Source organism: bacterium, assembly GCA_039961635.1.
Lineage (GTDB): Bacteria > 4484-113 > 4484-113 > JAGGVC01 > JAGGVC01 > JABRWB01.
The window spans coordinates 1-2421 of record JABRWB010000088.1 but is presented as its reverse complement, the minus strand read 5'-3'; the positions used below and the strand labels follow the sequence as shown (position 1 = coordinate 2421).

At 63.3% G+C, this 2421-nt stretch carries 3 protein-coding genes; 2 read left to right on the top strand and 1 reads right to left on the bottom strand.

What is annotated here, in order from left to right; genetic code table 11:
• Nucleotides 1-590: hypothetical protein (locus HRF49_11510; GenBank protein MEP0815274.1), on the bottom strand; the 590-nt coding region annotated here is incomplete at its 3' end.
• Nucleotides 591-698: 108 nt separating this feature from the next.
• On the opposite strand from HRF49_11510, the gene HRF49_11505 reads away from it, so the two are divergent.
• Nucleotides 699-1970, top strand: a complete 1272-nt coding sequence (locus HRF49_11505; GenBank protein ID MEP0815273.1) for a hypothetical protein — start codon at nt 699-701, stop codon at nt 1968-1970.
• Nucleotides 1971-2183: 213 nt separating this feature from the next.
• The coding region (locus HRF49_11500) for a hypothetical protein (protein ID MEP0815272.1) at nt 2184-2421 on the top strand (238 nt) is incomplete at its 3' end.

Below are 2421 nucleotides of genomic sequence, written 5' to 3'. Positions count from 1 at the left end.
TGCGGCGCGGTTTGCGCCGCGATTTCTTCCACCCTGCTGCACCCGCAGTCGCCCGCCGTGTCGTATTTTTCGCCGCAGAACGGGCAAGTATCCGCCGGCACCGCCACCGGCCTTTCCGGCTCGCGGTACGCGGGCGGTTCCACCGGCCCTTTGTACGCGCCGATGCGCGCTGCTTCCGAAATGACCGGCCTGCCCAGGTTCAACCTGTCCAGCACCAGCCGGACAATCACGATCGCCAGGTAAACCGCGCCCAACAGCGCCGCGGTCGCGAAAACGCCTGATATTCCCGCAGCTTCGGCGGGTTCGAGTTTGCGTATGTCCAGCCGGACGAAGTTCCACGCGGTCATCATCCCCGCGGCCAGCGAGAGCCCGCCGAACGCGCGCGCGTAGTGGCTGTCCGCGACTTCCGCGACTAGGATGAAAAGATAGCTCGCCGCGACGTATCCGAAGATCGCGAGCGCGTCCAAAAGCCCCTGTCGGGCAAGCTCACGCTGCATCCCCGCGGCATAATGCCAGCCCACGTATGCCAGCGCGACGCCCGTAAGCACTGCCAAAAATCTCAAAAGCGGCTTGTTGTAAAAGACGATCATTTGGCGCTCCGGCCTCCGGAGATTCCCGATTCTATCACGGGGAATAGACCGCTCCTCTCAGCGTTTGTTCACGGAGTCCGTGCATATCGGCGTTATAATCGGCGCGTTATGCTGCGCTTCGCGGCACGAATCGGCGCGTTCGCCGCCGTTTTTTTTGCGTTTTTCGCCTTCCGGCTTCCATGTCCGGTGCAGGCGGCGCGCTCGAACCCGCGCATCGGGATTGACATCGACGCGCGGTTGGTCACGCCGGAGCTCGTCGCGTACATCTCGGAATTCGGCTTCGGCTACCTCCGGATGAAAGTTTTCGCCGAGGATATTCTCGATTCCGGCCACGAAAACGCGGACGCGCTGGTTTCGGTGTCGCGCCAGTGCGAGGCTTCCGGGATGAAGCTGTGGCTCGTTCTAGATAGCCGCACGCTGAAGGCAGATACCGTCCGGCGCGCCTGCGAGCTGATTGCCGGGTTGCCGGGCGGGGCGCCCTGGGCGGTGCAGCTATTGAACGACGTGAATTACCGCATCGGCCTGCCGACCGACAGGTACGCTAGCCTGATACGCGTCGCGGACATCGCGCTCGACCTTCCCGAAGGGCATTATCTGTTGCTTGGCGGAATCAAATCCTGCGACCTGAAATACCTGGAAATGCTCAAAAGCGCGGGCGCGCTCGACCGCGTGGACGCGGTGACGCTCAACCTTTTTCCGCCCCAGGATGGAATCGAATATCCGACGAAGGTCAAGATCCGTCCGTCGTCCGACATCGCCAGCGCGATCGCGTTCGCCAAAACAGCCGCGGGAATGGGAAAGGAAACCTGGGTCGGCGAACTCGGCATCGCCAATTCGATAACCGGCTACGGCGTGGACGCGTACACCCAGGCGGGGCTTCTGCCGCGCGCCGCGCTCATCCTGATATCGCAGGGAATCTCGAAGGTGACGATGTTTACCGCTCTCGATCCGCCTTTGGCGGCGGCGGAAGGGGGCGGCTCGCTGATGTACTTCGGGATGATTCCGGCAGACCTGCACCCGCGTCCCTGGGGCTGGGCGATGCGCAACCTGAACATGCTCGTGGGCGACATGTACCCTTCCTGGTACGGCGGCGCGATCACCTGGGCGCCTTCGTTCCCGGCGGCGGGCGACGCGGTTTTCCACGTGTTCTACGAAAACGAAAGATACCTTGCCGTCGTGTTCTGGACGACGGAAGTCAGCGCGGTGGACAGGCGCACCGGTTTGATGATTTACGAGCCGGGATTCCGGGGAGTGCAGTGCCAGAACCTGCTCGAAGTCGAGCCGCGCTCGGCGAAATCCAACGCCGCGAAAAACGTGGTGCTCATCCCGGACATGCCGCTTTCCAGCGTCCCGACGGTGCTTATGCTGGAAAAGCCGTAGGGGAGAGATTTCGCGCAGGACGGACGCTTGCGGCGCGACTTTCATGACGCGTTCTTTGCGGCGGTTCACGCCGTATGAAACTTGGCGCGTGATGTTGGGTTTGTTTTGTGCGGAGGATTCGGGAGTGCGCCGGGTTGCCGGCGCCGGACAGGCTGCGGGACTGCAACATCCCGCTCCGTTTTGGGTCTATAATTCATCCGGAGGATTTGCGGCGTGCCCAGCGACGGGAAAATTGCGGTTGAATATTGCGCGCCGGAAGGGCACCGCGGATACGTGCGCCGCCGCCGCGCCGGGCCGCGGAAATTGGAAGCGGGAGCGTACGGCCGCGCGGCGCCGCTGTATTACGGGCGGCGGGCGGACGCGTGGACGCCGGGCGGGCAATGGGACATCAACAAGCCGCCCTCTCCGCTGTTCGTGTACGCGGTGCCGATCATGAGCTCTCCCGACCCCG

What these genes read in the sequence shown, in the direction of transcription:
- HRF49_11505 (MEP0815273.1), top strand. Translation starts at nt 699, where the DNA reads ATGCTGCGCTTCGCGGCACGAATCGGCGCGTTCGCCGCCGTTTTTTTT.